The following is a 25,896-nucleotide window of genomic DNA, read 5'->3' as shown; positions in this document are numbered from 1 at the left end:
GCGGCCTACTCCACCAGCTTCAGCGCGGGGCGGCGGGTGGGAACGGCGGCCCCCTCCACCTGCTCGCGCAGGGCGGCACGGGCGCGGGCCAGCCGGGACATGACGGTGCCCATGGGGATGCCCAGCATCTCCGCGATCTCGCGATAACTCATCTCCTCCACCACGGCCAGCAGCAGGATTTCACGCATGCCGTCGGGCAGCGCCAGCAGCCGGTCGATCACCTGCTGCACCTCCACCTGCATGTCTGGCCGGGCCGGGCCGGCGCCCGGCGGCAGGGCCGCGGCGGCCCCGTCCAGTGCCGACAATTCCACCCGCTCCCGCCGCCAGCCGGAAACGAAGCTGTTATGGACGATGGACAGAAGCCAGGTGCGCATGTTGGACCCCGGCTTCCAGGTGCGGTGCGCGGCCAGCGCCCGCGCCAGGCTTTCCTGAACCAGGTCTTCCACCCGGTGGCGGTCGCGCGTCAGGACCAGCGCATAACGCCGCATGGCGGGGATATGAAGGGTGATGTCGGGCAGCACGGGGGACAGGGCTCTGGCGCTCGGTCTGTTGCGGGAAAGGCTACCAGCGATATACGCACCAGTCCCGCCTTTATTCCCTGCACCCCCGCATTATTTGCCGGAACGCACCGTCCCGGCGAAAAGGGCCGGCCGTCAGGCCAGGCGCTCCACCACCAGGGCCACGCCCACACCCTGCGCACCCGTCGCCACGACCAGTCCCAGCGTGCCGTCGGCCTCGTCCAGCGCGTCCAGCAGTGCAGACAGCAGGATGGCCCCCGTGGCACCCATCGGATGGCCCTTGGCCAGATGCCCGCCGCCGACATTCACGCGCGCCGGATCGATGGCCCGGTCCCGCAGGAAGGCGGCGATGGTGACCGCAAAGGCCTCCATGAATTCCACCCGGTCCATGTCGGCCAGCCCCAGCCCGGCCCGGGCCAGGGCCTGATCCATGGCCGTGAAGCCGGCCATCAGGCTGTCGCGCGGATCGCCGCCGGCTTCGGCATAGGCCAGGATGCGGGCCCGCGGCGGGCGTTCGCCGCCGGGGCCGCCCACCAGGGCCAGCCCCGCCCCATCCGCCATGGGCGGGGCATGGGCCACGGTGTGGCGATGGTCCAGGGCCGCACCGTCCAGGGCCGGGCGATAGGCATCGGCCAGCTTGGCGAAGGCCGGGCGCAGGGCCGCCAGCCCGTCGGCCCGCGTCTCGCGGGGCAGTTCCTCGCCCGTCAGCCGGCCGGCGGGAATGCGCGAGGCGTTCAGCGCCGGCCGGGCCTCCGCCGCCGCCGCGCGCTGCTGCGACATCAGGGCCATGGCGTCCAGTTCGGCCCGCGACACGCCCAGCCTGCCGGCCAGCAGATCGGCCGCCAGCGCCACGGGGATATAGCGGCGAACAGGCGGCAGGTCGGCAGCCGTATAATAATCCGCATTGTCGCCCATGAAGGGCACGCGGGACATCATCTCCACCCCGCCCGCCAGCACATGCCGGGCCTGGCCCGCCGTCACCAGCGCCGCGGCCTGGCCGATGGCCGACAGGCCCGAGGCGCAGAAATTGTTGATGGAATGGACCGGCACGCCATCGGCGCACAGGCCGGCCAGCTTGGCCACCATGGCCACATGCCCGCCCTGGGCACCCACCTGACCGACGCAGCCGATGATGACCTGATCGGCCAGCATGCCCGCGGGCCGGCCCCGGTCGGCCAGGGCCGTGCCCAGCCCGGCCAGCAGCCCGGCCGGCGTCAGGGCGGCCAGGCCGCCTTCGGCATGGGCACGGCCTCGCGGCGTGCGCACGGCATCATGGATATAGGCGCCCTTCATGCCCCGCCCCCGTTCAGCCGGGGCCGCCAGGGACCGGGGGGGCGATAGGCGAACAGGCCCGGCGGGGCGGCCAGCACGTCGGGGATGGCGTTGAAGGCGACGGCCACCGTGGCGTCGGCCAGGGCGCGGGTGGGGGGGGCCGCGGGATCGGCCTCGCCGATATCCAGGGTCATGCGGATCGTGGGCCGCCCGTCGATCGTGATGGTCCAGTGTCCGCTGCCCCGATCGGGATGCAGCGCCGGGTCAGCCGTCCACAGGATGGAAAGCAGCAGTTCGGCCCCGTTCTCCATCAGGGCCAGCCAGCGCCACTCGGTCGCCGCCACCGTGCCCGCCGGGATGGTGCCGGCCGGGATCACCACGTCGCGCGGGGCCAGCGTCAACTGATGGTCGGGCGTGACGGTGACCAGCCTGGTGCCAAGCGCGTGGGCCGCGAATTGCAGCACCTCCCCGAACAGCTTGGCATAGAGCGTGGCCAGCGGACCCTTGCGGATATCGTTCACCGCCGGGTCGCTGCCCAGCCCCATCAGGTCGAACACGAAGGGTGCCGCGGTCATGGCCGAGGCGTCGACCATCTCGCTGATGCCGATCCGGTCCACCCGCGCGCACAGGCCCGTGGCGGTCAGGGCCAGCCGTTCCACCACCATGCCGGGATTGACCCCCAGCCCGGCCAGCGTCACCCCGCCTTCCAGCGCCGCCTCATGCAGGCGCGCGGCGTAATCGCCGGACTGCGCCGCCGGCCAGTGGAAGCCGGCCAGCGAAATGACGTTCTTGCCCGACCGCAGCAGCCGGATCACATCGTCGGCCAACGCCTCATATGGCAGGGTGATGCGCGGCGTGTGCAACACCAGATCGGCCGGCGTGGCCAGAATCTCCTCGATGTCGGCGGTGGCCAGGATGCCGGTTTCCGGCCGCTTGGCCAGCGCCCCGGCATCCGTGCCGGCCTTCTTGGCGCCATATACATAGACACCGGCAAGTTCCAGGTCGGGATGGTCGATGATCCGGCGAAGCGACGTGCGCCCCATCGATCCCGTTGCCCATTGGATGACACGCACCATGCGGAAGCCCCATATTTGCGCCCGGAACGGCGCAGACAGTTGATCAGGACAGTAAGTATTGTTATGAAAGCCACATAATTCGGTGAATGACAAGATGCATCCAGCAGGGAGGACCCATGTTCACGACCGACGCGGCGCGCATCGCCGATTACGAGGCCCGCGGCTGGTGGGCGGGGACCACCGTCGACGCCATGTTCCAGCAGACGGCCGCGGCCGCCCCCGACGCCCTGGCCCTGATCGATCCGCCCAACCGGCCCCTGCTGGACGGACAGCCGCAGGAACGGCTGACCTGGGCGCAGGTGCGCGACCGCGTGGAACGAATGGCCGCGGCCCTGCTGGCGGCGGGGCTGGTCAAGGACGACGTGATTTGCGTCCAGCTTCCCAACACGACCGACGCCGTGATCCTGTTCCTGGCAGCCGCGCGGCTGGGCCTGATCATCAGCCCCGTGGTTATGCAATATCGTGAGCACGAGCTGTCGCACATCTTCGACCTGACCACGCCCAAGGCTTTCATTACAGTACCCACATTCCATAAGCACGACCATGCCGCCATGGCGGCAGGCCTTCTGGCCAGCCGGCCGGGCCTGCGCCTGCTGCTGCTGGCGACCAGTGCCGAGGGAACGGACCGGGAAGCGGACCTGCGCGCGGCCATGGCGGCCGCCGATCCGGCTCCGGTCGCGGCCCATGTCGCCGCCAACCCCACGGCCGGCGGCGAGGTGCTGACCATCTGCTGGACCTCGGGCACGGAAAGCCGGTCCAAGGGCGTGCCACGCGACCATAATCATTGGGTACTGAACGCCCGCATCGTGGCGGAAGCGGCCGGCATGCGGGACGGCGACGTGCTGCTGAACCCGTTCCCTCTGGTCAATATCGGGTCGATTGGCGGACAGGTGATGCCCTGGCTGCTGCTGCGCGGCCGTCTGGTCCTGCACCATCCGTTCGACCTGCCCTTGTTCCTGGCCCAGGCGGCGGCGGAACGGGTGACCTATACCATAGCGCCCCCGGCGGTGCTGACGGCCCTGCTGAAGCAGCCCGACCTGATGCGCGGCACGGACCTGTCGGCCCTGCGGGCCATCGGCTCCGGCTCGGCACCACTGTCGCCCTGGCTGATCGAGGGATGGAAGGAACAGCACGGGATCGAGATCTGCAACATCTTCGGGTCAAACGAGGGGGCGTCGCTGTTCTCCAGCCCCGGCGACGTGCCGGACCCCACGGAGCGCGCACGGTATTTCCCCCGGTTCGGGGCGGCGGGGCAGGATTTCGACAGCATTGTCCACCGCGTGATCCGCACGCGCCTGGCAGACCCGGACACGGGAGAGGAGATCACCGTTCCGGGCCGGCCGGGCGAACTGCGCATCACGGGGGCTGCGACCTTCAGCGGCTATTGGCGATCCCCGCACCTGACGGCGGCGGCGTTCGACGATCAGGGCTGGTACCGCACGGGCGACCTGTTCGAAATTGCGGGCACGGGGGCGCTGTCACGTTTCTACCGGTTCGTGGGCCGCTGCAAGGAGATCATCGTGCGCGGTGGGGTCAACATCTCCCCCGCCGAACTGGACGAGTTGCTGACCGGCCTGCCGCAGGCGCGTGAGGCGGCAACCGTCGGCATCCCCGACCCCGATCTGGGCGAGCGGGTGGCCGTGGCGCTGGTGCCGCGCGACGGGGCGGAACCGACCCTGGCCGATGTGCTGGACTGGCTGAAGCGCGCCGACGTCGCCGTTTTCAAACGGCCCGAGCGGCTGGTGCTGCTGCCCGTCCTGCCGCGCAACGCCATGAACAAGGTGCAGCGCGACCAGTTGCGCGCCCAGGTCCTGGCCGCCCTGGACGCGGCTTAATGCCAGCGGCCGAAAATCTTGACCGATGGTCAAGGTTTTCGGCACCTCAAACGCCGCACAAGCGGCACGGCGGCAGCCGCCGCCGTGCCAGATTGCGGGCTTGGAGGCGGATCATCCCCCGGCACCCGCCAGGGTGGAGAAGCGGTAGACCGACACATGGCGGTAGGTCTGGCCGGGGTCCAGCCGGGGGCTGGGAAAATCCGGCTGGTTGATGGCATCGGGGAAGCGCTGGGGTTCCAGGCACAGCCCGGCGGATTGGCGGTAGAGCCGTCCGCCCTTGCCGGCCAGATCGCCCGCCAGGGCATTGCCGGAATAGAATTGCAGCCCCGGTTCGGTGGTCGCCAGTTCCATCACGCGGCCCGTGGCCGGGTGTTCCAGGCGGGCGGCCGGTTCCGGGTTCGGCCCGCCACCAGCCCGCAGGGCGAAATTATGGTCATAGCCGCGGCCCAGCCGCAACTGCGCGTCGCCCGCGTCACGGATGCGGTCGCCGATCCTGTGCGGCGTGCGGAAATCGAACACAGTGCCCGCTACGGATGACAGCGCGCCAGTGGGGATCAGGGTAGCGTCCACGGGCGTGAACCGGTCGGCTGCCAGGGTCAGCACATGGTCCAGCACGTCACCGCCGGCCACCGCCCCGCCCAGATTGAAATAGGCATGGCTGGACAGATTGACGATGGTGGGCGCGTCGGTCTGCGCCGTCAGGGTCAGGGACAGCGCCCCCTGCCCGTCCAGCGCATAGACGGCGCGGATGGACAGGGCGCCCGGATATCCTTCCTCCCCGTCGGGGCTGTCATAGCGGAAAGTGGCGCTGCCGGGCGTCACCGCCTCCAGCGTCCATAGCCGCATGTCCAGCCCCTGGTTCCCGCCATGCAGGCTGTTCGGCCCGTCATTGCAGGGCACCTGGAAGGCACGGCCATCCAGCCGGAAGCGCCCGCCCGCGATACGGTTGGCACAGCGCCCGACAATGCCGCCCAGAAAGCTGCGCCGTTCCACATAGCCCGCCAGATCGTCATGCCCCAGCACGACATCACCCATCCGCCCCGCCCGGTCGGGCACCCACAGCCCCTGCAGGCCCGCCCCCAGGGTGATCAGCCGGGCCGTCATCCCGCGTGCATCGGCGATGGTCACCGCCTCCACCACCCGGCCGTCCGGCAGGGTGCCGAACAGGCTGCGGCCCGGCACCGGCGGGAAAGCGGAACCGCCGGCGGCGGAGGCGGCTGGAACCTGCATGTTCATCGGGGCCTCGTCGGAAGAACGGGAGGAATGGGGATGGTCAAAGGGCGGCGGGGTGACGGGCATGACGGGCACGAGCCCCTGATCCCGTCAGCCTCCGTGATAGGTGCCGCTCTTGCCGCCTTCCTTATAGGCCAGATGCACGCCGCCGATGATCATGCCCTTATCGACCGCCTTGCACATGTCATAGATGGTCAGCGCCGCGACCGACACGGCGGTCAGCGCCTCCATCTCCACGCCCGTGCGGCCCTTCAGCTTCACGGTGGCCTCGATCTCCACGCGCGATGCCGCCTCGTCGATGGTGAAATCGACGCCGACCCTGGACAGCATCAGCGGGTGGCACAGCGGGATCAGGTCGGGCGTCTTCTTGGCCGCCATGATGCCGGCCAGCCGCGCCACGCCCAGCACGTCGCCCTTTTCCATCCCGCCATCGCGGATCAGGGCCAGCGTCTCCGGCTTCATGGCGATATGGCCGCGCGCTGTGGCGATGCGCACCGTTTCGTCCTTGGCCGAGACATCGACCATGGCTGCATGGCCGGCCTCGTCGAAATGGGTCAGCGGGTTGGTCATGCCGCCTCGATCATGGGCGTGGACAGGAGTGCGCGGGTCGCGGCCGTCACGTCCGGCTTGGACATCAGGCTTTCACCGATCAGGAACCGCCGCGCCCCGGCACGGGCCAGGCGGGTCAGGTCGGCGGGGCTGTGGATGCCGCTTTCGGCCACCAGGTGCCGGCCGGCGGGCACCATGGCGGCCAGCCGCTCGGTGGTGGCCAGATCGATGGCCAGCGTCTTCAGGTTGCGGTTGTTCACGCCCAGCAGCCCGCCGGGCAGGTCCAGCGCGCGTTCCATCTCCGCCTCGTCATGCACTTCCACCAGCACATCCATGCCGAGTTCCACGGTCGCATCGTAAAGCTCGCGGGCCAAGGCATCATCCAGGCAGGCCATGATCAACAGGATACAATCGGCACCCAGCGCCCGGCTTTCCACGATCTGATAGGGATCGATCATGAAATCCTTGCGCAGGGCCGGCAGGTCCACGGCCGAGCGCGCGGCGCGCAGAAAGGCGTCGTCCCCCTGGAAATACGGCCTGTCGGTCAGCACCGACAGGCAGGTGGCGCCGGCATCGCGATAGGCAGTGGCCAGCGTCGGCGGGTCGAAATCGGCCCGGATCAGGCCCTTCGACGGGCTGGCCTTCTTGATCTCGGCGATCAGGGCCCATCGCCCCTGCGCCACCGTGGCATCCAGCGCGCGCGCGAAGCCGCGCGGGGCCGGTTGCGCCCGGGCCAGCCCGGTCACCATGGAAAGCGGACGCAAGGCCTTGGCGCGGGCCACGTGGTCGGCCTTGTCCGCGCAGATGCGGGCCAGCACGTCGGGTGTCGGATTGCTGTTCATAGGGTCATCGGCACGTTGGTGATGGAAGCCAGCCGGTCCAGCGCCAGGGAGGCCTGTCCGGATGCGATGCAGTCGGCGGCCCTGGCCACGCCGGCCTTCAGGTCGGGCACGGCATCGGCCACCACCAGGGCCGCGGCGGCGTTCAGCAGCACGATGTCCCGATAGGGGCCTTCCTGACCGGCCAGCACGGCGCGCAGGGCCGCCGCGTTATGCTCCGGATCGCCGCCGCGCAGGTCGCCCAGCGTCGCGCGCGGCAGGCCTGCATCCTCCGGCGTGATCTCGAACCGCCGCACCCGGCCATCCCGCAATTCGGCCACATGCGTGGCCCCGGTCGTGGTGATCTCGTCCAGCCCGTCGGCCCCGGACACCACCCAGGCACGGATGGAACCCAGATTGCACAGCACCTGGGCCAGCGGTTCCACCCATTTCGCGTCATAGACGCCCATCAATTGCCGCTTGGCACCCGCCGGATTGGACAAGGGCCCCATCAAGTTGAAGATGGTGCGCGTCCCCAGTTCCACCCGCGTCGGCCCGACATTGCGCATGGCCGTGTGATGGCGCGTGGCCAGCAGGAAGCCGATATGCGCATCGAACAGCGCACGGCGCACCAGCGCGAAATCGGCATCCAGGTTGACCCCCAGCGCCGACAGCACGTCGCCGGCCCCGGACCGGGAGGAGATGGCGCGGTTGCCATGCTTGGCCACGGGCACGCCGCAGCCCGCGATGACAAAGGCCACGGCCGTGGAGATGTTGTAGGTGTGCGCCCCGTCGCCGCCTGTGCCGCAGGTGTCGATGATGCCTTCCGGCGCCTCGATCGCCAGCGCCTTGGACCGCATGGCGCGCACGGCCCCCGTGATCTCGGGCACCGTTTCGCCGCGCACGCGCAGCGCCATCAGGAACCCGCCCATCTGGGCCGGCGTGGCATTGCCCGACATGATGATGGAGAAGGCATGTTCCGCCTCCGCCTCCGTCAGGGTGGCGCCGGTGGCGACCGTCGCCAGCAGCGCCTTGAAATCACCCATGTCCCCCGACATCACCGCCTCACGCCACTCGCAATTGCGGCCCGCGCTTCACGCCGGCCAGGTTGAGGAAATTGTCGAAGATCCTGTGCCCATGCTCCGACGCGATGCTTTCCGGATGGAACTGCACGCCATGGATGGGCAGGGTCTTGTGCGACAGGGCCATGATCATGCCGTCGGGTAGCCAGGCCGTGGCCTCCAGGCAGCCGGGCAGGCTTTCCCGCTCCACGATCAGCGAATGGTAGCGCGTGGCCTTGAACGGGCTGGGCAACCCCGCCATCAGGCCCTGCCCCTGGTGGAACATGTCAGACAGCTTGCCATGCATGGGCTCCGCGGCGCGCACCACCTTGCCGCCAAAGGCCTGGCCGATGGCCTGATGACCCAGGCACACACCCATCAGGGGAATATTGTGGGCCGCGGCGGCCCCGATCAGCGGCAGGCAGATGCCGGCCTTGTCCGGGTCGCACGGGCCGGGGGACAGGATGATGGCCTCCGGCTTCAGCGCCAGCGCCTCCTTCACCGACAGCGCGTCATTGCGCCAGACAGCCATCTCAGCGCCCAATTCGCCCAGATAATGCACCAGATTCCAGGTGAAACTGTCGTAATTGTCGATGAACAGCAGCATGGCTTCATTCCGTGACCGGCCCCCGGGGGCTTGGACCGCAAAGCCTACAGACAGCGGCCCGCGATTTCCAGCCTGTGCAGCCCTGCCAAGGCCGGCCATCGGCAATGCGGATGGGGCATTGCACCCAGCCCCGGATTTGTAGCACTAAACATTCCGTCCCGTTCCCAGACGAGTTGATGCCGCAATGCCCCCCAAGCCCCGGCCCCCCGGCAGCAACCGCCAGCGCCCGCGCGTGCAGGTGCGCCGGCGGCCATCGACCCGTGGCCGTGACGGCCTGCTCCGGGGACGACGTTCCCTGATGCTGTTCCTGTCACGTCTGGGCAGCGGCGGGCGCGTCGGTCTGGCCGTCCTGGCCTTCGTGCTGGTGGCCGGCGCCATGACGGCGCTTCTGGGTGGAGAACGCTACAATCCGGTGCCGGCCGGACCGCCCCTGACCCCGGTGGAGGAGGCGGCGGACGCCTCCGGCCTGGACGAACCGGAAGAGGCCGATGACGAGGACGCGGCGGAGCGGGCCGACCTTCCCGCCCGCCCCGGCCCCGCCCCGGCCGTGCCGGAAACACCGCCGCCCGCCCCGGCCGAACCGCCGCCGGCGGCACCGGCCCCGCCCCGGGAACAGGCACCGCCACAGGCCGCCGCCCCACCGGCGGCGACCCCGCCCCGTCCCCTGCCGCCGCTGGTGGAACCGCCGGCCGGCACACCCGCCTGGCAGCATCACGCCCTGCCGGCACCCGCACCCGATGGCCGGCCGCGCATCGTCGTGGTCATCGACGATATGGGGATCGACCGGCCGCGCACGGCCAAGGTTGTCACCCTGCCCGGCCCGCTGACGCTCGCCTGGCTGCCCTATGCCCGCGACCTGCCGTCCCAGACCGCCAAGGCTCGGGAGGCGGGGCACGAGTTGATCGTGCATATGCCGATGGAACCGTCCGGCAAGGAGGATCCAGGCCCCGGCGCGCTGCTGACCCGGCTGGACGAGCCGGCGTTGCGGCAGCGTCTGGACAACGGCCTGTCGGCCTTCCCCGGCTTCGTCGGGATCAACAACCATATGGGCAGCCGCTTCACGGCCGACCAGCAGGGCATGGCCGTGGTCATGGCCGAACTGGCGGCGCGCGGCCTGATGTTCCTGGACAGCCGCACCACTGCCGACAGCAAGGCCGCCCCCCTGTCGGCGCATTATCATGTGCCCATGGTGGCCCGCGACGTGTTCCTGGACCATGTCATGACGCCGCAGGGCGTGGCCGCATCCCTTGCCAAGGTGGAGGAGATCGCGCGGCGCCGCGGCCTGGCCATCGCCATCGGCCATCCCCACGACGTGACGACGCAGGCCTTGTCCCAATGGCTGCCCACCCTGGCCGACAAGGGTTTCCAACTCGTGCCGCTGACCGCCGCCGTGAAGGCGCCCTGACAGGCCGCATACCCTGCCTTGCGCTGCCGGAACGGCTTTCCGGTCAGGGAAAGCCGTTCCAAGGCGAACCCGGATGGATCGTTCGCCGGCCAACAGGGTGGGCCGGGCATCCGTGCGCCAGTTTGATAGTCTTCATCTATCAAATTTTGAGAATTTATCTATTTCATATATCAACAGCGGGACTATATGGTGTCACCGTAGATGCGGGCCACGGCCCGCGAGCCTTTCAATTTCACACCGGGAATCAGACATGTCTCTCGTGAACACCAAGGTCAAGCCCTTCAAGGCCCAGGCATTCAAGGACGGCAAGTTCATCGAGGTCACCGATGCCGACATCGTCGGCAAGTGGTCCATCTTCTTCTTCTATCCGGCGGACTTCACCTTTGTCTGCCCGACGGAGCTGGGCGACGTCGCCGACCATTACGAGGAGCTGCAGAAGCTGGGCGTGGAAGTGTACTCGGTGTCCACCGACACGCACTTCACCCACAAGGCCTGGCACGACGCCTCCGAGACGATCGCCAAGATCAAGTACACCATGATCGGCGATCCGACCCACGAGATCTCGACGAACTTCGAGGTTCTGCGTCCGGGCCAGGGCCTGGCCGACCGCGGCACCTTCATCGTTGATCCCGATGGCGTGATCCAGGCCGTTGAAGTCACCGCCGAGGGCATCGGCCGCGACGCCGCCGACCTGCTGCGCAAGGTCAAGGCCGCCCAGTATGTCGCCAGCCATCCGGGCGAGGTCTGCCCGGCCAAGTGGCAGGAAGGCGAGAAGACCCTCGCCCCCTCGCTGGACCTGGTCGGCAAGATCTAAGGTCAGGTACCCGGAGCCGCCCCGCCGGGGCGGCTCCCCCCCTTGCTTCCCCTTTTCCCTTTTAAAAATTCCATCAGGCCGCAACTGCCGACACCCGGCGGAACGCTATAGCTTTGCCTGATGTGACCGGAGAACCCGCATGCTTGATAATGCCATGAAGACCCAGCTCAAGGCCTATCTGGAGCGGGTCGTGCGTCCCATCGAGATCAAGGCCTTTGTCGATGACAGCCCGCGGTCCCGGCAGATGCTGGATCTGCTGGCGGATATCGCGTCCGCTTCCGACAAGGTCACCGTCGTGGAAATCCGCGGCGACAAGGATGCCCGCGTCCCCTCCTTCGCGCTGAATTCGCCCGGCCAGGATATCACCCTGGTGTTCGCAGGCCTGCCCATGGGGCATGAATTCACCTCGCTGGTGCTGGCGCTTCTGCAGGTCGGCGGCTATCCGCCCAAGGTGGAACAGGCGCTGATCGACCAGATCAAGGATCTGGATGGCGACTTCACCTTCGAGACCTATTTCTCCCAATCCTGCCAGAACTGCCCCGATGTGGTGCAGGCGCTGAACCTGATGGCCGTGCTGAACCCCCGCATCCGCCATGTCGCCATCGACGGCGCCGGCTTCCAGGCGGAGGTGGAGCAGCGTCAGGTCATGTCCGTCCCCACCATCTACATGAACGGCGCCGTCTTCGGCTCCGGCCGCATGGGGGTGGAGGAGATCGTCGCCAAGCTGGACGCCGGCGCCGCCGTGCGGGAGGCCAAGCGCCTGAACAATCTGGAGCCGTTCGACGTGCTGGTCGTGGGCGGTGGCCCGGCCGGTGCCGCGGCCGCCATCTATGCCGCCCGCAAGGGCGTGCGCACGGGCGTGGCGGCGGAACGGTTCGGCGGCCAGGTGCTGGACACGATGGAGATCGCCAATTTCATCTCCGTCCCCCATACGGAGGGGCCGAAGCTGGCCACGGCGCTGGAAACGCATGTCCGCGACTATGAAGTGGACATCATGAACCTGCAGACCGCCACGAAGCTGGTGCCCGGTGGCGACCTGATCGGCGTGGAACTGGCCAACGGCGCCACCTTGCGGTCACGGTCGGTGATCTTGTCCACCGGTGCGCGCTGGCGCCGCATGGGCGTGCCGGGCGAGGACCAGTACATGGCCAAGGGCGTGGCCTTCTGCCCCCATTGCGACGGCCCGCTGTTCAAGGGCAAGCGCGTGGCGGTGATCGGCGGCGGCAATTCCGGGGTGGAGGCGGCCATCGACCTGGCCGGCATCGTTTCCCACGTCACGCTGCTGGAATTCGACAGCAAGCTGCGCGCCGATGATGTGTTGCAGCGCAAGCTGCGGTCCCTGCCCAATGTCCGCATCATCCTGTCGGCCCGCACGACGGAGGTGACGGGCGACGGCACAAGGGTGAACGGCCTGAAATACGAGGACCGCACCAGCAGCGAAATCCACCATGTCGCGCTGGAAGGCATCTTCGTGCAGATCGGCCTGCTGCCCAACACCGAATGGCTGAAGGGCACGGTGGAGCTGTCGCCGCGGGGCGAGGTCCTGGTCAATGACCGGGGCGAGACCTCCATCCCCGGCGTGTTCGCGGCCGGCGACTGCACGACCGTGCCCTACAAGCAGATCGTGATCGCCATGGGCGAGGGGGCCAAATCCTCCCTCGCCGCCTTCGACCACCTGATCCGCACGTCCGCTCCCGCGGTTGCGCAGGACGCCGCGGCGTGATCAGGTAGGAAGCGGCGCCCCTTCCCTCCCCCCTCCGGGGCGCCGCTTCCCTTATCCCTTGACCGGGCAGCCCATGACCCTGCGTGAACTGCAATATCTGGTCGCCCTGGCCACCCACCGGAATTTCCGGCGGGCGGCAGAGGCGTGCCTGGTCAGCCAGCCGACCCTGTCCACCCAGATCAGCAAGCTGGAGGACGAGCTGGGCGTGCTGCTGCTGGAGCGGGACCGGCGCAAGGTGATGCTGACCGCCGCCGGCCACGACGCCGTGGAACGCGCCCAGCGCATCCTGCGTGAGGTGGACGAGATGAAGGAGGCCGCCCGGCATGCCGGCACGGTGGAGGCCGGCACGCTGCGGCTTGGCATCTTCCCCACCCTTGGGCCCTATCTCCTGCCCTATCTGGTGCCCCAGATCCGCGACCGTTATCCGCAGTTGAAGCTGTTGCTGTTCGAGGAGAAGAGCGACACGCTGCTGGCCCGGCTGGACAAGGGCGCGCTGGACGCGGCCTTCCTGGCCCTGCCCGTGCAGGATGACCGGCTGGTGAGCGCGTTCCTGTTCCGCGAGCCCTTTCTGATGGCCGTTCCCGCCGACCACCCGCTGGCGGCCCAGGGCAGCGTGACGCTGGAGGACCTGCGCGCCCACACCCTGATGCTGCTGGAGGAAGGCCATTGCCTGCGCAATCAGGCGCTGGAGGTCTGCCAATTGTCCGGGGCGCAGGAAACGACGGAGTTCCGCGCCACCAGCCTGGAGACATTGCGCCAGATGGTGATCGCCGGCATGGGGGCAACGCTGCTGCCGGCCCTGGCCGTCAACAGCACGGGCGCACAGGCGGAGAATATCCGCCTGCTGCGGTTCAAGGAGGATGAGCCCAGCCGGGAGATCGGGCTGGTCTGGCGCCGCACCTCCCCCATGGGCTTCTTCTTCCGCCAGATCGCCGATATCTGCCGGCAGGCCATGCAGGACGAGGAAAAGCTCCTGCCGGCCTGACGGCCGGCCTCACCGGCCGATATGTCTGGCCAGGAACCGTTCCCATTCCTTCAGCACCGTGACCATCTGATCGGTGAGCAGCGGGGAATGATCCATGCCCGCGATTTCGACATACTCCACAGGCTTGCCGGCACGGCTCAGCGCCCGCGCCATCTCCTTGCTGTGATCGACAGTGGCCTGGATGTCCAGGTCCCCGTGGATCAGCAGCACCGGCGCACCCACCTTCTCCACATTGTGGAAAGGGGAAATGGGGCGAAGCTCGTCGGGATCATCCCCGAAGAAGATCCCGCGATACAGGTTCCTGGCGCTGCTGGCTCCCACCTCCCGGTAAAGCCGGATCAGATTGGTGACGGGTGCGGTTGCAATGGCGCACTTGAACAGCGCCGGCGTCTTGATCGTGGCCATCAGGGCGGCATAGCCGCCATAGCTCCAGCCCACGATGCACATGCGGGCCGGATCGGCATAGCCCTGGGCCACGGCCCATTGTGCCGCGTCCGTGACATCATCCTGCATCAGGCCGCCCCATTGCCGCTCGCCGGCCTGCTGGAACGCAGCGCCATAGCCGGTCGAGCCCCTGAAATTAGGCTGTAGAACGGCATAGCCCCGGCTGGCCAGAAACTGCGACAGGATGTCGAAGCCGCCATCATCGCGCGCCATCGGCCCGCCATGCGGCATGACGATGAGGGGCAGGTTCCGCTCCGGCATGCCCACGGGCAATGTCAGATATCCCGGAATCTCCAGCCCGTCGCGCGCCTTGAAGGAAACGGGCCGCCGGGCGCTGACAAGATTCTGCGGGATGCCGGGATAGGTGTCGCCGAAGAAGGAATACTCGCCCGTCCGCCGGTCGAACAGACGATAGGTCGTGGGGGCGGCCAGGGAATGGCTTGCGGTCAGCAGGAGGCTGCCATCGGCCGCGGTGTCGATGATGATCTCCCGGCTGTCGGGAACGGCCTTGTCCAGCGCTTCCTGCATCTTCTGGACCGCCGGGTCCAGCCAGCGCCGCTGCGGCAGGTCATCAGTCCAGGTAACCGCCGTCACAGCACCACCCCGCACCATCGCCGCCCCCACGTCGTAACGGGGATCGTCGGCTATTTTCCCGCCGATGGTATCGGTGTCGATATCGTAGGTATAGACGGCCAGCCGGTCGCCCTCGTGCCGGGAGGCCACGAAAAGATCCTTGCCGCTGCGGCCGAACCCCAGCACCGTGAATGCGTCCTCGTCGGAGAGCAGCTTCTGCATGCGCATTTCCCGGAACGGCCCGCCCGGCGCCCGGCTGAGATACCGTAGTTCCAACCGTCGGTCGTCATAGGTCGCCGCGACGCGAATTCCGCCCGTCGGATCGGGAATATAGGAAACGACGTTGGGCAGCGGCCACTGCACCTGGCTGTGCCGCCCCGTCACGATATTCACCTTCACCACACCGGGCCACGGACCGGTGTCGGCTGGATACGCCATCAGCACATGTTCGGCATCGACGAAGTTGAGGATGGGCGTGTCCGACAGATAGAAGCTGTAACCCTTCGGCCGCCGGTCCAGCAGGACCTTCATGTCCTTCATGTCGCGGGAAACCGAGATGACGCGCGAAAATCGCAGCGGCAGGCTCCGTGACGTGCCGACCATGGCGGCGCGCACCTTTTCCGTTCCCAAGACCTCCAGCAACAGCCGTTCGTTGGAGGGCCAGTGGATGCCGGTGATCTCGGCATCATTGGGGGCAAGGATGGACGGGGATTGGTCATCACGCAGCGGCACCGGTCGCACCACCAGATGCTGCCGCCCCCCGATGGGGGTCAGATAGGCAACATGGCTGCCGTCCGGCGACAGGCTGACGTTCGACATCACGGGCCGGTGGGCGAAAACCTCCACCGGCAGGTCCGACGGCCGCATCTCCCGCGCCACCGCCGAACCGGCCAGCATCAACCCCGCCACGGCCCCGGCCAGCCAGCGCACTTGCCACCCGCCCCGCATCATCCGCCCCCCCGTGATCGTTTCCCAATCCGTTACAGCCGGCAGGGTAGAGGATATGGTAAATAAGTGTAAACCTGCGATATCACCACTCTTAAAGGAAACTGTAGGGATCGATATCAACCTGCACACGCACGGAGGCGGGCACATCCACCACCGACAGCCAGTCATGCAGGATGGGCTGCAGGGCGACACCCTTCGGTCCCTTCAGCAGCAGGCGGCGGCGGAAACGTCCGCGCAGCACGGCCAGCGGCGCCGGGGCCGGCCCCAGGATGGTCAGGTCCTCCCGCTCCCGCGGGGCGCGGCGGCCCAGGGCGGCGGCGGCGGCGTCCACGGCCTGCTCATCCTCTCCCGACACGATGATGGCGGCCAGCCGGCCGAAGGGGGGCATCTCCAGCTGCCGCCGCTGCTCGCTCTCGATCGCCAGGAAACTGTCGCGGTCATGGGCGGCCAGCGACTGCATGACGGGGTGCTCGGGCATATGGGTCTGCAGCAGCACCCGGCCCGGCCGCTCCTCCCGGCCCGCCCGGCCCGCCACCTGGTGCAGAAGCTGGAAGGTGCGCTCCGCCGCGCGCAGGTCGCCGCCCGACAGCCCCAGATCGGCATCCACCACGCCCACCAGGGTCAGCAGCGGAAAATGGTGGCCCTTGGCCATCACCTGCGTGCCGATCAGAAGATCGATGGCGCCGGCCTTCACCTGCTCGATCACCTCTCGCATGGCGCGGGGGCCGGCCAGCGTGTCGGATGTCATCAGGGCGACGCGCGCGTCGGGGAACAGGGTCGCCACCTCCTCCGCCACACGCTCCACCCCCGGACCGCAGGCCACGAAGCTGCCTTCCGCCTCGCATTGCGGGCAGGCGTCGGGGCTGCGGGCCTGATAGCCGCAATGATGGCATTGCAGGCGCCGCGACAGCCTGTGTTCCACCAGCCAGGCGGTGCAGTTGGGGCATTGCAGCCGGTGGCCGCAGCCGCGGCACAAGGTCAGCGGCGCATAGCCACGGCGGTTCAGGAACAGCATCCCCTGCTCGCCGGCCAGCATGGTCTGCGATAGCGCCTCGCGCAGGACGGGCGACAGCCATTGGCGCGCCGGGGGGGCCTGCTCCTTGCGGCGCAGGTCGATCAGGGTCACGTCGGGCATGCTGGCCCCGCCATGGCGCGACGGCAGGTCGATGCGGGCATAGCGCCCCGTCTCGGCATTGACCAGCGTCTCCAGCGACGGAGTGGCGCTGGCCAGGACGATGGGGATGCGCCCCAGATGCGCCCGCGCCACGGCCATGTCGCGGGCATGGTAGATGACGCCGTCCTCCTGCTTGAAGGCGGCCTCGTGCTCCTCGTCCACCACGATCAGGCCCAGATCGGGATAGGGCAGGAACAGGGCGGACCGGGCACCGACGATAACCCGTGCCTCGCCCCTGGCCACGGCGCGCCAGGTGTGGCGGCGCAGGGGCGGGGCCATGTCGGAATGCCATTCGGCCGGCCGCACGCCGAACCGGTCCGCGAACCGGTCCAGCCACTGCGCCGACAGGGCGATTTCCGGCAGCAGGACCAGGGCCTGCCGGCCGGCGCGCAGTGCTGCCGCCACCGCCTCGAAATAGACCTCCGTCTTGCCCGATCCCGTCACGCCGTCCAGCAGGGTCGCACTGTAGCCGCCGGCCGCCGCCTTGCCGGCCAGGTCATCGGCGGCCAGTCGCTGCGCGCCCGACAAGGGCTTGGGATTGGCATCGGGGTCGGGGCGGGGAAAGCGCGGCAGGGCCAGCATGGGCACGGTGGCCAGCACCCCGGCCTCTGCCAGTCCGCGCACCACGGCGGGACCGCACCCGGCCTCTGCTGCCAGATCGGCCGCCAGGCGCGGCGGTCCGTCGGACAGCAGGTCCAGGATGCGCCTGCGCGCCGGTGTCAGGCGCAGCCCGTCGGGCAGGTCGTCCCCGGCGCGCATATAGGCCGTCAGGGCGCGCGGATCCTCCAGCGCGGCCGACACCGACACGGCCATGCGCAGCACGGCACCGACGGGCGCCATCGTATAGGCCGCCACCCATTCGATGAAGCGCCGGCCGACATCGGGCATGGGCGGCAGGTCGATATGGCGCAGCACGGGCCGCAGGCGGCGTTCCTCCACGCCGCCCTGCGCATCCCCGTCTCCCCAGACGACACCGAACAGGCGGCGCGGGCCCAGCGGCACCTCCACATAGGACCCGGGCACCAGGGCCATGTCGCCCGGCACCTTGTAATCATAGGGTTCCGGCAGCGGCAGCGGCAATTGCACGCGCACGCGGGCCGGCGGCGCCGTGACCGCGCCCAGCAGGTCGCCCGTCATGTACCGTCATCCACGCGCCGGCACCTGCCCCCGATGCGCCAGGGGGCCCGGCGGGACGCCGCCGGCCGCAAACCGCGATCCATCACGCTTCATCTCTCGGCATGGGCGGGAACGACCGTGGAAATGGGCATGGAAAGGCGACACCGGAACCTTGGCACGGGCGGCCATCCTGGCATAATCGGCAGACCCTGCCAACGCCCTGCCTACCCGGCCATCGCCGCCATTCAAGGACGGGGAGGCAGCAGCCGCCGGTGCGCCACCAGACCGGCCAGCGCACTGCTGCACAGGATGGCTGACATGGGCAGGGGCGACCCGCCTTGTGTCAGCACGCCGACCAGCCCGCCGGCAAGGGCGCCCGCGCAAAGCTGCAGGGCGCCGGCAAGGGAGGACGCCGTGCCGGCCATATGGGGGAAGGCAGCCAGCGCCCCCGCCATGCCATTGGACCCGACCAGGCCCAGCGCGCCCAGATAGAAGAACAGCGGCACGGCGACGCCCCACAGGCCGCCGATCCCCAGACCGGCCGTGACGATCAGCACCGCCCCCGTGGCGGCCGTGGCCAGGATGCCCCAGCCGAGCATACGATCCACACCATGGCGCAGCACCAGCCGGCTGTTGATGATATTGGACACCATCAGCGCCACGACATTGACCCCGAACAGCAGGCCGAACTGTTCCGGGGAAACGCCGAAATGCTCGATATAGATGAAGGGCGTGCCGGAGATATAGGCGAACATGCCCGCCGACACGAAGCTGCCGGGCACCGCATAGCCCATGAAGCGGCGATCCAGCATCAGCAGCATGTAATTGGCCAGCACACCGCCACCCACCCGCGCGCCCGTCACGGGACGACGGGTTTCCCGCACGGTCAACAGGCTCAACCCGGCGATCATCCCGAAGACCGTCAGACACCAGAAGATGCCGCGCCAGCCGATATGGTCCAGCACCATGCCACCAGCCAGGGGCGCCAGCATGGGCGCCACCCCCATGACCAGCATCATCAGCGACATGACAGAGGCGCCGCGGTCGCGGTCAAAGGCATCGCGCACCATGGCGCGCGCGATGACAGGGGCCGCGCAGGCCCCGACCCCGTGCGCCACGCGCCAGGCCGTCAGGGCCCAGATATCACTGGCCAGCGCACATCCGACCCCCGCCAGCACGAACAGGGCCACACCCGCCGCAGCCGGCAGCTTGCGACCGAACCGGTCGCCCAGCGGCCCCCACAGCAACTGTCCCGCGCCATAGCCGATCAGAAAGGATGAGAGCGTCATCTGCACCTGCGCCTGTTCCACGCCCAGGTCAGCACCGATGGCCGGCAGGGCCGGCAGGTACATGTCGATGGCCATGGGTCCGAACATGGTCAGGCATCCCATGACCATGACGAACCAGACGAAGCTGGTGCCGGGCGGCAGGCCACCGGAACCCGGCGCGACATTGCCACCCGCCGTCTGTTCCAGCCGAACTTCCCCCATGTCACCCGTGCGCATCTTCACTGATCCCGGACCCGGCCGGCGGGCCGGTGCGGGCAGGATGCCCGGGCCGGCCGTCACGCGGCAGAAATGGCGGGCGCCCGTTTCATCCCCCGTTTTGTCATTGGCAACGGAACAGGGGCAACAGAACAGGCGCCGGACCCGGTCAGTACCGGGCAGTGCATTAATTAAAGCACCACCCGTGCTGCGACGCACCCGGACCTTGCCCATGGCAGCCGCCCGCCCGCCGCATGGCCGGTCAACCGGCCAGCCGCGTTTCATACTCCTGTTCCAGGGCGGTATGCAGTGTCCAGAAGCCGGGGGCCGCCGCCCCTTCCAGTTCCGCCGACAGGATGCCCAGATGCGTATGCCAGCCGGCCGACACGCTGATCATCACGGCACGGCTGTTCACCCGCCGGTGCGTCAGGATCAGCCGCACCTTCCCGTCACCTTCCGGCCCGTCACCTTCCGGCCCGTCACCTTCGGGTGCCAGTTCGATGGTCACCAGCGACGGATCGCCCCCCGCCTCGTCCCAGGTGAAGGAAAGAAGCCGTCCCGGCTCCCATGCCTGAATGCTGCCCGTGGTGGCGCAGCCATCGGCCGCCACATCCTTGTATTTGTCGGGCACGGCCATATCGCCCGGCCCCAGCCGGGTATTGTGGAATTCCAGCCGGAACGGAGCGCCCATACGCGCTTCCATGGCCCCGAAGGCCAGCCAGCGGCCCCGCAGGTCGCTGTCGGTCAGATAGCGCCAGACCCTGTCCAGGGGGCCGGGCAGCACCCGTTCGAACCGGACCGACCCGGCTTCCGTCACGATACCGAAATCACTCATCACCATCCTCCTCCCGCAGGGCCTGTTCCAGAGCATCCAGGCGACCGGCCCAGAAGCCGCGCACCCGTGCGATCCAGGCGTCCATTGCATCCAGCCCGGCAGGATCCAGGCTGTAGATGCGTCGCTGTCCATCCACCCGCACCCGCACCAACCCCGCCTCCCGCAGCGCCTTCAGGTGCTGGGAAACGGCAGGGGCGCTGATGCGCGCATCCTGCTGCAGGAAGGTTACGATCTCCCCGGCGCCGCGGGGACCATGCCCCAGCATCTCCAGGATCGAACGCCGCATAGGATCGGCAAGGGCGGTGAAGCTGTCCATGGGTCTATGTTTTCATATTCACTTAATTAAGTCAAACAAAAAATATAAACAAGCCGCCCCTGCAAGGCGACCATACAGGTCAGAACGAACGGCAGGGGGGCGGAACGGGTTCACGTTCCGCCCCCCTGCCCTCTGGGCCCCGACCACAACAGCGGAAAGATCAGTTCTGCAGCAGCAGATTGAACCCGCCCCAGATTAGGCGCTTGCCATCGAAGGGCATGTCGGCCATCTCAGCCTGCATGCGCGGATCGGCCATGACCTTGGCATTGACCGCATCGCGCACCTCGCGCGAGGGATAGGTGATCCAGGAGAAGACGACGACCTCGTCCTCCTTGGCCAGCACCGATCGGGGGAAGGATGTCACCTCGCCATAGGGGGTGTCGTCGCCGACGCATTCCACATAGGAAAGGGCGCCATGGTCCATCCATATCTGGCAGGCCCGCGCCGCCACTTCCTTGTAGGCGTCCATCTTGTCCTTGGGTACGGGCAGCACGAAACCGTCGACATAGGTCATCTTCATCTCCCTTGGTGATAGTGTGTCGGCACGCCCCAAGGACGATCCTGCCCCCTTCATCCCGACAGGAGCAGCGCGTTTTTCTTCAGGAAAATCGCCGGCCCATGACAATCGCCCGGAAAGCAGGATCGTGACCGCCGGAAAGGCTTGCCAGCATCCCGCCGGATTTCCATCATGCCCGCCATCCCATCACGCCCCCCTGTCCACGGGATTCCCTCCATGGCACCCGCCTCCGCCCCTGTCGACTGGTCCGTCACCCCCGCCGTGCGGGTGGACGGGCACGTGGCGGGGCGGCTGGTACTGGAACTGGCGGCGGGGCGGCCCGTGCGGCTGGTTTCCGCCCCCGGCATCGCCGGACTGGCGGGGGCCGGGTGGTGGGCCGGGCTGCTGCGGCTGTGGCGGACGGAGGCGACGGGGCCGTTCCTGGCGCTGCTGGACTGCACCGACCTGGAAGGCCAGGTGCTGTCAGCACTGCGCGCCGGGGTGACGGACATCGTGTGGCAGCCGCGGCCGGATGCGGCGGACGGGGTTGCCGCGCGGCTGCTCTCGCTGGCCACGGCCCACGGGGCCCGGCTGCATCCCCCGCCGGTGGGGGTGACAGAGCCGTGCTGGCGGCGCAACCGTGCTGCCCCCTTAAGGCAATACCTGTCTCAATGCCTTGATTTTGCTCAAATGTAACGCGACTACAAACACTACCGGACGGGGGTGCTGCGTTGCATTGCACCCCCTTCTGGGCTATCAAACCGGCATCCGACACGGCCCTTTCCACGGGGGCCCACAAACCTGGCAGGAAAACGAAAATGAAGCTTACCCGCCGCGTGAAGGAAATCCTTTCCTGGTATGAGAGCGACAATCCCGGCACCAAGGCCAATCTCGCCCGTATCCTGATGGAAGGCCGCCTGGGCGGCACTGGCAAGCTGGTGATCCTGCCCGTCGACCAGGGGTTCGAGCATGGGCCCGCCCGCAGCTTCGCCATGAACCCGGCGGCCTATGATCCGCACTACCATTACCAGCTTGCCATCGATGCCGGGCTGTCGGCCTATGCCGCCCCGCTGGGCCCGCTGGAAGCCGGTGCTTCGACTTTCGCCGGCTCCATCCCGCTGATCTTGAAGATGAACAGCGCCAACAGCCTGTCCACCTTCAAGGAAGGTGCCGATCAGGCCGTGACGGCCAGCGTCGATGACGCCCTGCGCATCGGCGCATCGGCCATTGGCTTCACCATCTATCCGGGCTCCGATGCGCAGTTCGGCCAGATGGAAGAAATCCGCGAACTGTCGCGTGAGGCCAAGTCCAAGGGCATCGCCACGGTGATCTGGTCCTATCCGCGCGGCGGTGCCATCTCCAAGAAGGGTGAACTGGCGCTGGATGTGGACGCCTACGCGGCCCACATGGCCGCCCTGCTGGGCGCCCACATCATCAAGGTCAAGCTGCCCACCGCCGACCTGGAGCAGGATGAAGCCCGCAAGATCTACGAGAAGCACGACATTCCGCGCGCCACCCAGGCGGAGCGCGTGAAGCACATCACCCAGGCCTGCTTCAACGGCCGCCGCCTGGTGGTCTTCTCCGGCGGTGCAGCCAAGGGCGAGGATGCCGTGTACGATGACGCCCGTGCCATCCGCGACGGCGGCGGCAACGGCTCCATCATCGGCCGCAATGCCTTCCAGCGCTCGCGCGAGGATGCGCTGGCCCTGCTGGACAGGCTGGTCCGCATCTACCAGAACAAGGAATAAGCGCTTTACGCTTGTTGCTTGAGACGCCGGCGCCCACATCCGTGGGCTGGCTTCACGCCTTCACGTGCGGGCGCGGCGCCGGTCGGCGCGGATAGCAGGGGTCAATGCCATTAACCCCTGCTATATACTGGGCTGCTATGGGGCCCGGCGCGGTTCAACACCGCGCCGGGCTTTTTTCATGACCGCCTCTTCCTCCGGAACCATCCATGTCCGACTGCCGCCTCTATCTGATCACCCCGCCGCGCATCGATCTGGCCACCTTCCCCGCCCAACTGGCATCGGCCCTTGATGCGGGGGACGTGGCCTGCGTGCAGTTGCGGCTGAAGATGGTGGGGGACGACGATATCCGTCGAGCCATCGATGCGCTGCGCCCCATCGCCCAGGACCGGGACGTGGCTTTCATCCTGAACGACCGCCCCGACCTAGCAGCGACCGGCGGCTGCGATGGCGTGCATGTCGGGCAGGAGGACACGCCCTATACCCAGGCGCGCAAGATCATGGGCCGCGACGCCATCGTCGGCGTCACGTGCCATGACAGCCGGCACCTGGCCATGGTGGCAGGGGAGGACGGGGCCGATTACGTGGCCTTCGGCGCCTTCTTCGACACGGCGACCAAGGAGCCCAAGGCCCGGGCCGAGCCGGAGATCCTGTCCTGGTGGCAGGAGATGATGGAGATCCCCTGCGTGGCCATCGGCGGCATCACCGTCGATAATTGCGCCGCGCTGGTGAAGGCGGGGGCCGACTTCCTGGCCGTCAGCGGCGGCGTCTGGAACCATGCGGATGGTCCGGTCGCCGCGGTAAAGGCCTTCAACCAGCGGATCGCCGGCAGGTAAGCGCCGGCCACCGGCCCTGACCGGCCGGCCGGCCGGCGCCCCGACAGGGTCACCCGGCCAGCCGCGCCGCGTGCCAGCGCAGATGGTCTTCCATGAAGCTGGAAATGAAATAATAGGAATGGTCGTACCCTTCCTGCAGGCGCAGGGTCAGGGGGATGCCCGCCCGCGCGCAGGCATCGGCCAGCAATTGCGGACGAAGCTGGCCATCCAGGAACCCGTCGGCCGTACCCTGGTCCACCAGCAGGTCGGGCAGGCGCGCGCCATCCTCGATCAGTGCGACGGCGTCGTGCCGGCGCCACAGGTCCTTGTCGTCGCCCAGATAGGCCGGCAGCGCCTTGTGGCCCCAGGGGACCTGCGTCGGGGCCACGATGGGTGCAAAGGCCGACACCGACCTGAACCGGCCGGCATGGCGCAGCGCCACCGTCAGCGCCCCATGCCCGCCCATCGAATGGCCCGTGATACCCTGACGCTCCATGTCGACGGGGAAATGCGCGGCCACCAGGGCCGGCAGTTCCACCGTCACATAGGTCCACATCCGGAAATGCGGTGCCCAGGGCGCCTCGGTCGCGTCCACATAGAAACCGGCCCCCTGCCCCAGGTCCCAGCCCGCATCGTCGGCCACCCCTTCACCGCGCGGGCTGGTGTCGGGGCAGATGATGACCAGGCCCAGTTCGGCGGCCCAGCGGCGGAACTCCCCCTTCTCCGTCACGTTGGCATGGGTGCAGGTCAGGCCCGACAGATACCAGACGACGGGGCATTTCGCGCCGTCGGCGGCCTGCGGCGGCGTGAAGACGCTGAATACCATGGGCGTGCCCGTCGCCGTGGAGGCATGGCGATAGACGCCCTGCACACCGCCATGGGACCGGGTGGTGGAGACGGTTTCCAGCGCCATGGATCAGAACACCACGACGGAACGGATGCTCTCGCCCGCATGCATCAGGTCGAACCCCTTGTTGATCTCCTCCAGGCTCAGCACATGGGTGATCATCGGGTCGATCTCGATCTTGCCCTGCATGTACCAGTCGACGATCTTCGGCACGTCGGTGCGGCCGCGGGCGCCGCCGAAGGCCGAGCCCTTCCAGACGCGACCCGTGACCAGCTGGAACGGGCGCGTGGAGATTTCCTTGCCGGCTTCCGCCACGCCGATGACCACCGACACGCCCCAGCCGCGGTGGCAGGCTTCCAGCGCCTGGCGCATGACCATGGTGTTGCCCGTGCAATCGAACGTATAGTCGGCCCCGCCATCGGTCAGGGCGACCAGATGCTGGACGATGTCACCTTCGACCTTCTTCGGGTTGACGAAGTGGGTCATGCCGAAGCGGCGGCCCCATTCCTCCTTCCGGTCGTTGATGTCGACACCGATGATCTTGTCGGCCCCCACCATGCGGGCCGCCTGGATCACGTTCAGGCCGATGCCGCCCAGCCCGAAGATCACGACGTTGGAGCCCGGCTCCACCTTCGCCGTGTTGGTCACCGCCCCGACGCCCGTGGTCACGCCGCAGCCGATATAGCAGGACGACTGGAAGGGTGCGTCCTCTCGGATCTTCGCCAGCGCGATCTCCGGCAGGACCGTGAAATTGGAGAAGGTGGAGCAGCCCATGTAATGATAGACCGGCGTGCCCTTGTAGCTGAACCGCGTGGTGCCGTCGGGCATCAGGCCCTTGCCCTGCGTGGCGCGGATGGCCGTACACAGGTTGGTCTTGCGCGACAGGCAGCTTTTGCACTGGCGGCATTCCGGGGTGTAGAGCGGGATGACATGGTCACCGGGCTTCACCGACGTGACACCGGCCCCGACCTCCCGCACGATCCCCGCCCCCTCATGCCCCAGGATGGAGGGGAAGATACCTTCGCTGTCGAAGCCATCCAGCGTATAGGCGTCGGTATGGCAGATGCCCGTGGCCATGATCTCCACCAGCACCTCGCCCGCCTTGGGGCCTTCCAGGTCCAGTTCGACGATTTCCAGGGGCTTCTTGGCTTCAAAGGCGACGGCGGCGCGGGTTTTCATGGGTATCGTGTCCCGATCGGCAAGGGTC

24 protein-coding genes are annotated in these 25,896 nt (G+C 68.1%); 8 read left to right on the top strand and 16 right to left on the bottom strand.

Annotated features, from left to right (window positions below; all coding sequences use genetic code 11):
• Positions 1 to 5 precede the first annotated feature (5 nt).
• The 3 genes from ABC728_RS01840 to ABC728_RS01830 form a co-directional block, all read right to left on the bottom strand.
• The gene (locus tag ABC728_RS01840) at positions 6 to 521 is read right to left on the bottom strand and encodes a sigma-70 family RNA polymerase sigma factor (RefSeq protein ID WP_416618583.1); all 516 of its coding nucleotides are present in this window, start codon (positions 519 to 521) and stop codon (positions 6 to 8) included.
• Between the two features lie 132 nt (positions 522 to 653).
• On the bottom strand, positions 654 to 1,811 hold the full coding sequence (locus ABC728_RS01835; protein WP_416618584.1) for a thiolase family protein: 1,158 nt from the start codon (positions 1,809 to 1,811) through the stop codon (positions 654 to 656).
• Positions 1,808 to 2,866 carry an NAD(P)H-dependent amine dehydrogenase family protein gene (locus ABC728_RS01830; protein ID WP_416618585.1) on the bottom strand — a complete coding sequence of 353 codons (1,059 nt, stop codon included), beginning with the start codon at positions 2,864 to 2,866 and terminating at the stop codon, positions 1,808 to 1,810. Before ABC728_RS01830 ends, ABC728_RS01835 begins: the two co-directional genes overlap by 4 nt.
• 116 nt (positions 2,867 to 2,982) lie before the next feature.
• On the opposite strand from ABC728_RS01830, the gene ABC728_RS01825 reads away from it, so the two are divergent.
• Positions 2,983 to 4,701 carry a class I adenylate-forming enzyme family protein gene (locus ABC728_RS01825; RefSeq protein ID WP_416618586.1) on the top strand — a complete coding sequence of 573 codons (1,719 nt, stop codon included), beginning with the start codon at positions 2,983 to 2,985 and terminating at the stop codon, positions 4,699 to 4,701.
• A gap of 111 nt (positions 4,702 to 4,812) precedes the next feature.
• On the opposite strand, the gene ABC728_RS01820 is transcribed toward ABC728_RS01825, so the two are convergent.
• From ABC728_RS01820 to ABC728_RS01800, 5 genes are all read right to left on the bottom strand, one after another.
• A complete protein-coding gene (locus tag ABC728_RS01820; RefSeq protein WP_445376318.1) occupies positions 4,813 to 5,931 on the bottom strand; it encodes an aldose epimerase family protein in 1,119 nt (372 codons plus the stop codon).
• Between the two features lie 93 nt (positions 5,932 to 6,024).
• Positions 6,025 to 6,504, bottom strand: a complete 480-nt coding sequence (moaC, locus tag ABC728_RS01815) for a cyclic pyranopterin monophosphate synthase MoaC (protein WP_416618588.1) — start codon at positions 6,502 to 6,504, stop codon at positions 6,025 to 6,027.
• A complete protein-coding gene (gene trpC / locus ABC728_RS01810; RefSeq protein ID WP_416618589.1) occupies positions 6,501 to 7,325 on the bottom strand; it encodes an indole-3-glycerol phosphate synthase TrpC in 825 nt (274 codons plus the stop codon). Before trpC ends, moaC begins: the two co-directional genes overlap by 4 nt.
• Positions 7,322 to 8,359 carry an anthranilate phosphoribosyltransferase gene (gene trpD, locus ABC728_RS01805; RefSeq protein WP_416618590.1) on the bottom strand — a complete coding sequence of 346 codons (1,038 nt, stop codon included), beginning with the start codon at positions 8,357 to 8,359 and terminating at the stop codon, positions 7,322 to 7,324. Before trpD ends, trpC begins: the two co-directional genes overlap by 4 nt.
• A gap of 7 nt (positions 8,360 to 8,366) precedes the next feature.
• Positions 8,367 to 8,969 carry an anthranilate synthase component II gene (locus tag ABC728_RS01800; protein WP_416618591.1) on the bottom strand — a complete coding sequence of 201 codons (603 nt, stop codon included), beginning with the start codon at positions 8,967 to 8,969 and terminating at the stop codon, positions 8,367 to 8,369.
• Between the two features lie 184 nt (positions 8,970 to 9,153).
• On the opposite strand from ABC728_RS01800, the gene ABC728_RS01795 reads away from it, so the two are divergent.
• The 4 genes from ABC728_RS01795 (at position 9,154) to oxyR (ending at position 13,896) form a co-directional block, all read left to right on the top strand.
• Entirely contained in the window at positions 9,154 to 10,374 is a 1,221-nt protein-coding gene (locus ABC728_RS01795; RefSeq protein WP_416618592.1) for a divergent polysaccharide deacetylase family protein, read from the top strand.
• 250 nt (positions 10,375 to 10,624) lie between these two features.
• Positions 10,625 to 11,188 (top strand): alkyl hydroperoxide reductase subunit C, encoded by a 564-nt coding sequence (ahpC, locus tag ABC728_RS01790; RefSeq protein WP_416618593.1) that lies wholly within the window; start codon positions 10,625 to 10,627, stop codon positions 11,186 to 11,188.
• 139 nt (positions 11,189 to 11,327) lie between these two features.
• Positions 11,328 to 12,911, top strand: a complete 1,584-nt coding sequence (gene ahpF, locus ABC728_RS01785; RefSeq protein ID WP_416618594.1) for an alkyl hydroperoxide reductase subunit F — start codon at positions 11,328 to 11,330, stop codon at positions 12,909 to 12,911.
• 73 nt (positions 12,912 to 12,984) lie between these two features.
• Positions 12,985 to 13,896, top strand: coding sequence for a DNA-binding transcriptional regulator OxyR (gene oxyR, locus ABC728_RS01780; RefSeq protein ID WP_416618595.1), 912 nt, complete (start codon positions 12,985 to 12,987; stop codon positions 13,894 to 13,896).
• A gap of 9 nt (positions 13,897 to 13,905) precedes the next feature.
• Here oxyR and ABC728_RS01775 read toward each other — a convergent pair whose 3' ends face one another.
• The 6 genes from ABC728_RS01775 to ABC728_RS01750 form a co-directional block, all read right to left on the bottom strand.
• Positions 13,906 to 15,864, bottom strand: a complete 1,959-nt coding sequence (locus ABC728_RS01775) for an alpha/beta hydrolase family protein (protein ID WP_416618596.1) — start codon at positions 15,862 to 15,864, stop codon at positions 13,906 to 13,908.
• Between the two features lie 88 nt (positions 15,865 to 15,952).
• Positions 15,953 to 18,172: a primosomal protein N' gene (locus ABC728_RS01770; protein ID WP_416618597.1), complete on the bottom strand. Its 2,220-nt coding sequence runs from the start codon at positions 18,170 to 18,172 to the stop codon at positions 15,953 to 15,955.
• Between the two features lie 224 nt (positions 18,173 to 18,396).
• Positions 18,397 to 19,656 (bottom strand): Bcr/CflA family multidrug efflux MFS transporter, encoded by a 1,260-nt coding sequence (locus ABC728_RS01765; protein WP_416618598.1) that lies wholly within the window; start codon positions 19,654 to 19,656, stop codon positions 18,397 to 18,399.
• A 241-nt stretch (positions 19,657 to 19,897) separates the two neighbouring features.
• Positions 19,898 to 20,470 carry an SRPBCC family protein gene (locus tag ABC728_RS01760; protein WP_416618599.1) on the bottom strand — a complete coding sequence of 191 codons (573 nt, stop codon included), beginning with the start codon at positions 20,468 to 20,470 and terminating at the stop codon, positions 19,898 to 19,900.
• On the bottom strand, positions 20,463 to 20,786 hold the full coding sequence (locus ABC728_RS01755) for an ArsR/SmtB family transcription factor (RefSeq protein WP_416618600.1): 324 nt from the start codon (positions 20,784 to 20,786) through the stop codon (positions 20,463 to 20,465). Before ABC728_RS01755 ends, ABC728_RS01760 begins: the two co-directional genes overlap by 8 nt.
• A gap of 160 nt (positions 20,787 to 20,946) precedes the next feature.
• The gene (locus tag ABC728_RS01750) at positions 20,947 to 21,300 is read right to left on the bottom strand and encodes a DUF1428 domain-containing protein (RefSeq protein ID WP_416618601.1); all 354 of its coding nucleotides are present in this window, start codon (positions 21,298 to 21,300) and stop codon (positions 20,947 to 20,949) included.
• A 219-nt stretch (positions 21,301 to 21,519) separates the two neighbouring features.
• Here ABC728_RS01750 and ABC728_RS01745 point away from each other — a divergent pair, with 219 nt between their 5' ends.
• The 3 genes from ABC728_RS01745 (at position 21,520) to thiE (ending at position 23,863) form a co-directional block, all read left to right on the top strand.
• A complete protein-coding gene (locus ABC728_RS01745) occupies positions 21,520 to 21,978 on the top strand; it encodes a hypothetical protein (protein WP_416618602.1) in 459 nt (152 codons plus the stop codon).
• A 122-nt stretch (positions 21,979 to 22,100) separates the two neighbouring features.
• Positions 22,101 to 23,030 (top strand): class I fructose-bisphosphate aldolase, encoded by a 930-nt coding sequence (locus tag ABC728_RS01740; protein WP_416618603.1) that lies wholly within the window; start codon positions 22,101 to 22,103, stop codon positions 23,028 to 23,030.
• A 206-nt stretch (positions 23,031 to 23,236) separates the two neighbouring features.
• Positions 23,237 to 23,863, top strand: a complete 627-nt coding sequence (thiE, locus tag ABC728_RS01735; RefSeq protein WP_416618604.1) for a thiamine phosphate synthase — start codon at positions 23,237 to 23,239, stop codon at positions 23,861 to 23,863.
• Between the two features lie 49 nt (positions 23,864 to 23,912).
• Here the strand turns inward: thiE and fghA are convergent, their stop codons facing one another.
• Both fghA and ABC728_RS01725 read right to left on the bottom strand, forming a co-directional pair.
• Complete coding sequence (gene fghA, locus ABC728_RS01730; RefSeq protein WP_416618605.1) at positions 23,913 to 24,755, bottom strand: S-formylglutathione hydrolase; 843 nt, start codon at positions 24,753 to 24,755, stop codon at positions 23,913 to 23,915.
• 3 nt (positions 24,756 to 24,758) lie between these two features.
• On the bottom strand, positions 24,759 to 25,868 hold the full coding sequence (locus ABC728_RS01725) for an S-(hydroxymethyl)glutathione dehydrogenase/class III alcohol dehydrogenase (RefSeq protein WP_416618817.1): 1,110 nt from the start codon (positions 25,866 to 25,868) through the stop codon (positions 24,759 to 24,761).
• Positions 25,869 to 25,896: the final 28 nt, after the last annotated feature.

The sequence above is a fragment of the Niveispirillum fermenti genome, assembly GCF_052474395.1.
This window is presented reverse-complemented; position numbering and strand designations above follow the sequence as displayed.